Source organism: Synechococcus sp. EJ6-Ellesmere, from assembly GCF_024345875.1.
Lineage (GTDB): Bacteria > Cyanobacteriota > Cyanobacteriia > PCC-6307 > Cyanobiaceae > Regnicoccus_A > Regnicoccus_A antarcticus.
In genome coordinates, this window is sequence record NZ_JAGQBY010000193.1 from 1 (window position 1) to 5,199 (window position 5,199).

The 5,199-nt window shown below is 66.2% G+C and carries 3 protein-coding genes and 1 pseudogene; 2 read left to right on the top strand and 2 right to left on the bottom strand.

Annotated elements, in window-relative coordinates; genetic code table 11:
* Positions 1–516: ABC transporter ATP-binding protein (locus KBY78_RS15900; protein ID WP_255144447.1), on the bottom strand; the 516-nt coding region annotated here is incomplete at its 3' end.
* Complete coding sequence (locus KBY78_RS15905) at positions 513–2,078, bottom strand: NAD(P)H-quinone oxidoreductase subunit N (RefSeq protein ID WP_006170275.1); 1,566 nt, start codon at positions 2,076–2,078, stop codon at positions 513–515. The genes KBY78_RS15905 and KBY78_RS15900, both read right to left, overlap by 4 nt.
* 122 nt (positions 2,079–2,200) lie before the next feature.
* Between KBY78_RS15905 and topA the strand changes: the two genes are divergently transcribed.
* Both topA and KBY78_RS15915 read left to right on the top strand, forming a co-directional pair.
* Entirely contained in the window at positions 2,201–4,954 is a 2,754-nt protein-coding gene (gene topA, locus KBY78_RS15910; protein WP_255144448.1) for a type I DNA topoisomerase, read from the top strand.
* Positions 4,954–5,199: pseudogene (locus KBY78_RS15915) on the top strand (hypothetical protein); the annotation flags it as partial. The gene topA and the pseudogene KBY78_RS15915, both read left to right, overlap by 1 nt.

Here is a 5,199-nt window from a genome sequence, read left to right on the forward strand (position 1 = left end):
CCGTTGTTGCTGTCCTCCTGAGCGCTCGTTGGGCTTGTTGTTCAGCCGCTGAGCAAGGCCGACCCTCTCGAGGGCTGCCACGGCCCGTTCACGACGCTCCTTGGCGGGGATGCCGGCGTAGTCCATCGGCAGAATCGCATTGTCGAGCGCACTCATGTGCGGTAGCAGGTGGAGCTGCTGGAAGACGAAGCCGAGACTGCGGTTGCGCAGGTCCGCCAGGGCATCGTCATCGAGCTGCTCCACCGGAATCCCCCGCAGCAGATAGCTGCCGGAAGTGGGGCGATCCAGGCAGCCAATGATGTTCATGGCCGTGCTTTTGCCCGAACCTGAGGTGCCCATCACCGCCAGGTAATCGCCCGGATCGACCGTGAGGCAGAGATCGTCGAGGGCACGAACCTCCGTGTCACCGGAGCCGTAAATCTTGCTGACATGCTCCAGGCGAGCGACCGGTTCGCCCGGAGCCAACGCGTTGGTGCTGTGGAGAACTGAGGAGGCCGGTGCGCTCAAGCCGCTCATCCCAGGGCGGCGGCGGCGGATTCACTGGCCGCGATGGCGTGCTGAAGCATCGGTGTGCCCGACACAGCCGCATTGGCCCAGGTGAACAACGGATTGGAGAGGATTCCACCGACGGCGGTCACCAGAACACAGCCCACCAGAGCGGCCCGCAGGGGCTGCATTCCAACGAGGCTCCAGCTGATCTCCGGGTAGGCCTTCACCACATCTGAAGCTTCCTGGGGTTCCTTCACCACCATCATCTTGATCACAGAGATGTAGTAGTAGATCGACACCACCGAGGTGATCAGACCAACCACGACCAGCAGGTATTGCTGGTCGGCCCAGCCGGCGAAGAAGAGATAGATCTTGCCGAAAAACCCGAGCATCGGCGGGATTCCGCCCAGGGAGAGCAGACAGAGGCTCAGCCCAAGGGTGATCAGGGGATCCTTCTGATAAAGACCGGCGTAATCGGAGATGCGGTCGCTGCCGGTGCGCAGGGAGAAGAGAATGATGCAGGCGAAAGCGCCCAGGTTCATGAACAGATAGGCCGCCATGTAGAGCACCATTGCGGCGTAGCCGTCCTCGGTGCCACACACCAGTCCGATCATCACGAATCCGGCCTGACCAATCGAGCTGTAGGCCAGCATCCGCTTCATCGAGGTCTGGGCCAGGGCCACCACGTTGCCCAGGGTCATGCTCAGGATTGCCAGCACCGTGAACAGCACCTTCCACTGGGCATCGAAGCTCTCGAAGCAGCCCACCAGCAGCCTCAGGGCCAGGGCGAAACCTGCCGCCTTTGAGCCCACCGAGAGGAACGCCACCACTGGGGTCGGCGAGCCCTCATAAACATCTGGAGTCCACTGGTGGAAGGGCACTGCCGCGATCTTGAAGGCCACCGTGGCCAGCACGAACACCAGGGCCAGGGCCGTGACGGGAGTGGCGCTGGTCTGTAGGGCCAGGCCCACCGCCTCCAGGCTGGTTTCACCGCCGGTCAGGCCATAGAGGAGCGAGGCGCCGTAGAGGAACACCGCCGCGGCGGCTGAACCCACGAGCAGGTACTTGAGAGCGGCTTCCCCGGAGCGGGCATCCCGCTTCATGTAGCCGGAGAGCAGGTAGCTGGAGACCGAGAGGGTTTCCAGTGAGATGAAGATGCTCACCAGATCGGTCGCACCGCAGAGGAACATCGCCCCCAGGGTGGCCGCCAGCAGAATCGCGGCATATTCACCCACGGGCGTGCCGCTGCGCTCCACATAGCGCCAGCTGATCAGCAGGGAAAGCAGGGTGGAGGCGGCCACGACGCCGCGGAAGGCGATCGCCAGGTTGTCGGCCAGGAAGGAGCCAAGGAACGAGGGCTCAAGGGGTGCGTTCCACTGCAGGGCCAGCAGCACCAGGGCAGTGCTCAGGCCTCCGTAACAGATGGGCGGCACCCAGCGGCTGGCGGCTTCCTCCCCGGCCAGATCGACCAGCAGGCAGGCCAGCAGGGCCACCAGCACGGCGGTCTCGGGTGCGATGGCACCGGCGTTGAGCTGCAGGGCCGTGATGACCGGGGCTCCTCCACCGGCCAGGGCGCAAAACACCGTCATCACTGGTCTATGGCAGGGCGTGATGACGCGGACTGTAGCCGCGATGGCAGGGCTTGTTTGTGGCCTTGTTCGGCAGGGTGGCCCCCCGATGCGATAAAGAGGGGATCGGTTTATGCCTGCCTGTGGCGCACACGCTGGTCATCGTCGAGAGCCCCACCAAGGCCCGCACCATCCGCGGCTACCTGCCGAAGGATTTCCGGGTCGAGGCGTCGATGGGACACGTGCGTGATCTGCCCAACAACGCCAGTGAGATTCCGGCTGCCCACAAGGGCGAGAAGTGGGCCAACCTCGGCGTCAACACCGCCCACCAGTTCGAACCGCTCTACGTGGTTCCGAAGGACAAGAAAAAGGTGGTCAAGGAGCTGAAGGAGGCCCTCAAGGGCGCCGATCAGCTGCTGCTGGCCACCGACGAGGACCGGGAGGGGGAGAGCATCAGCTGGCACCTGCAGCAGCTGCTCAACCCCAAGGTGCCCGTCAAGCGGATGGTGTTTCACGAGATCACCAAGGAGGCGATCGGACGCGCCCTTGAGGAGACCCGTGATCTGGACATGGAGCTGGTCCATGCCCAGGAGACTCGCCGCATCCTGGATCGGCTGGTGGGCTACACCCTCTCGCCCCTGCTCTGGAAGAAGGTGGCCTGGGGCCTCTCCGCCGGTCGGGTGCAGTCGGTGGCGGTGCGGCTGCTGGTGCAGCGGGAGCGGGCCCGCCGGGCCTTCCGCAGCGGTTCCTACTGGGATCTCAAGGCCCGCCTGGAGCATGACGGCAGTGGCTTCGAGGCCAGGCTCACCCATGTGGTTGGCGAGAAGATCGCCGGGGGCTCCGACTTCGATGAAACCACCGGTGCTCTCAAGGCCGGCAGCAAGGTGCGCCTGCTGGAGGAATCGGAAGCCCGCAGCCTGCGCGAAGCGGTGCTCAGCCAGCCCTGGCGGGTGGCGGAGGTGGAGGCCAAGCCCACCACGCGCAAGCCGGTGCCGCCCTTCACCACCAGCACCCTGCAGCAGGAGGCCAACCGCAAGCTGCGCCTCTCGGCCCGCGACACCATGCGCACCGCCCAGGGGCTCTACGAGCGCGGCTTCATCACCTATATGCGCACCGACTCGGTGCATCTCTCCGATCAGGCGATCAACGCCGCCCGCGCCTGCGTCAGCGAGAAGTACGGGACCGAGTATCTGAGCCCGGCTCCACGCCAATTCACCACCAAGGCCCGCAACGCCCAGGAGGCCCACGAGGCGATCCGGCCCTCTGGCGATGCCTTCCGCACCCCCAGGGACACTGGCCTGGATGGCAAGGATCTGGCCCTCTACGAGCTGATCTGGAAGCGCACGGTGGCCTCCCAGATGGCCGAGGCGCGGCTGACGATGCTGAGCGTGGAGCTGCAGGTGGCTGAAGCCAGCTTCCGCGCCAGCGGCAAGCGCATCGACTTTCCGGGGTTCTTCCGGGCCTACGTGGAGGGCAGCGACGATCCAGACGCCGCCCTCGAAGGCCAGGAGGTGCTTCTGCCTTCCCTGGCCGTCGATGATCGGCCAGCCTGCGCCGGGGTCGAAGCCCTTGGCCACCAGACCCAGCCGCCGGCGCGCTACAGCGAGGCTGCCCTGGTGAAGATGCTGGAGAAGGAAGGCATCGGCCGCCCCTCCACCTACGCCAGCATCATCGGCACGATCGTCGATCGGGGCTACGCCACTCTCGCGGGCCATGCCCTGACCCCCAGCTTCACGGCCTTTGCCGTGACCGCTCTGCTGGAGGGCCATTTCCCCGACCTGGTGGACACCAGCTTCACCGCTCGGATGGAGTCGAGCCTGGACGAGATCTCCACCGGCAAGCTGGAGTGGCTCCCCTACCTCACCGACTTCTACAAGGGGGAGAAGGGCCTGGAAACCCAGGTGCAGCAGCGGGAGGACGACATCGACCCCACCGTCTCACGCACGATCGAGCTGGAGGGTCTCCCCTGTGTGGTGCGGATTGGCCGCTTCGGTGCCTACCTCGAGGCCAAAAAGGTGGCCGACGACGGCAGCGAAGAGCTGATCAAGGCCACCCTGCCCCAGGAGATCACCCCGGCAGAACTTGACGGCGAGCAGGCTGAGCTGATCCTCCGCCAGAAGAGCGAAGGTCCCGAGTCCATCGGCGTCGACCCGGAAACCGGCGAGGCCATCTACCTGCTCTTCGGTCAGTACGGCCCCTATCTGCAGCGGGGCCAGGCGAGCGATGAGATCCCCAAGCCGAAGCGGGCCTCCCTGCCCAAGGGCATCAAACCTGACGAGCTCAGTCTTGAGGATGCCCTCGGCCTGCTGCGGCTGCCGAGGCTGCTGGGGGAGCACCCAGAGGGCGGCAAGGTGCAGGCGGGCCTGGGGCGCTTCGGCCCCTATGTGGTGCACGACAAGGGCAAGGGGGAAAAGGATTACCGCTCGCTCAAGGCCGAGGACGATGTGCTGGTGGTGGGCCTCTCCCGGGCCCTGGAGCTCCTGGCCATGCCCAAGCGTGGTCGGGGTGGGCGCACCGCCCTGAAGGATCTGGGCACCCCCGAGGGAGCGAGTGAAGCCATCCAGGTCTTCGATGGCCCCTACGGCCTCTATGTGAAGCAGGGCAAGGTCAACGCCTCTCTGCCCGAGGGCATGGGCGCCGAGGCCATCACCATCGAGCAGGCTGTGGAGTTGCTGGCTGCCAAGGCCGCCAGCGGCAAGGGCAAGACCGGCAAGACCGCTGCGACGAAAGCCGCCGCCAGCAAAGCCAGCACCACCGCGTCCAAGGCCAAGCCGAAAGCTCAGCCCAAGGCCAAAGCCAAAGCCGACGCCGCCACCAAGCCCAAGATCCCCTCCACCACCAAGACCGGTCGCCCAAGGGCCAGCGCGGTGCGGATCATCCAGGCCGGCCAGAGTTGATGGCCCGGCCCCTCGCCCGTGGCCTGAGCCAGGTGGGGCTGGCGGCTGTCCTCCTCTCCTGCCTGGCCGGCTGCAGCGGCACACCGCTGGGTGAGCGGCTCTCCGGCAGTTTCGGCGCACCGGCCACGCCTGCCGCCGCAGGTACAGCCACTGGAACTGCTTCTCCCAGCCCAGTTGCCGGACAAGCCGCTGCGACATCCCCGTCCACGTCGCCCTCCCCGCAGGCGGCCACGGCCGCGGCCAGC

Bases quoted from the DNA above. Each gene is read 5' to 3' on its own strand.
- KBY78_RS15905 (WP_006170275.1), bottom strand. From the start codon at position 2,078: ATGACGGTGTTTTGCGCCCTGGCCGGTGGAGGAGCCCCGGTCATCACG.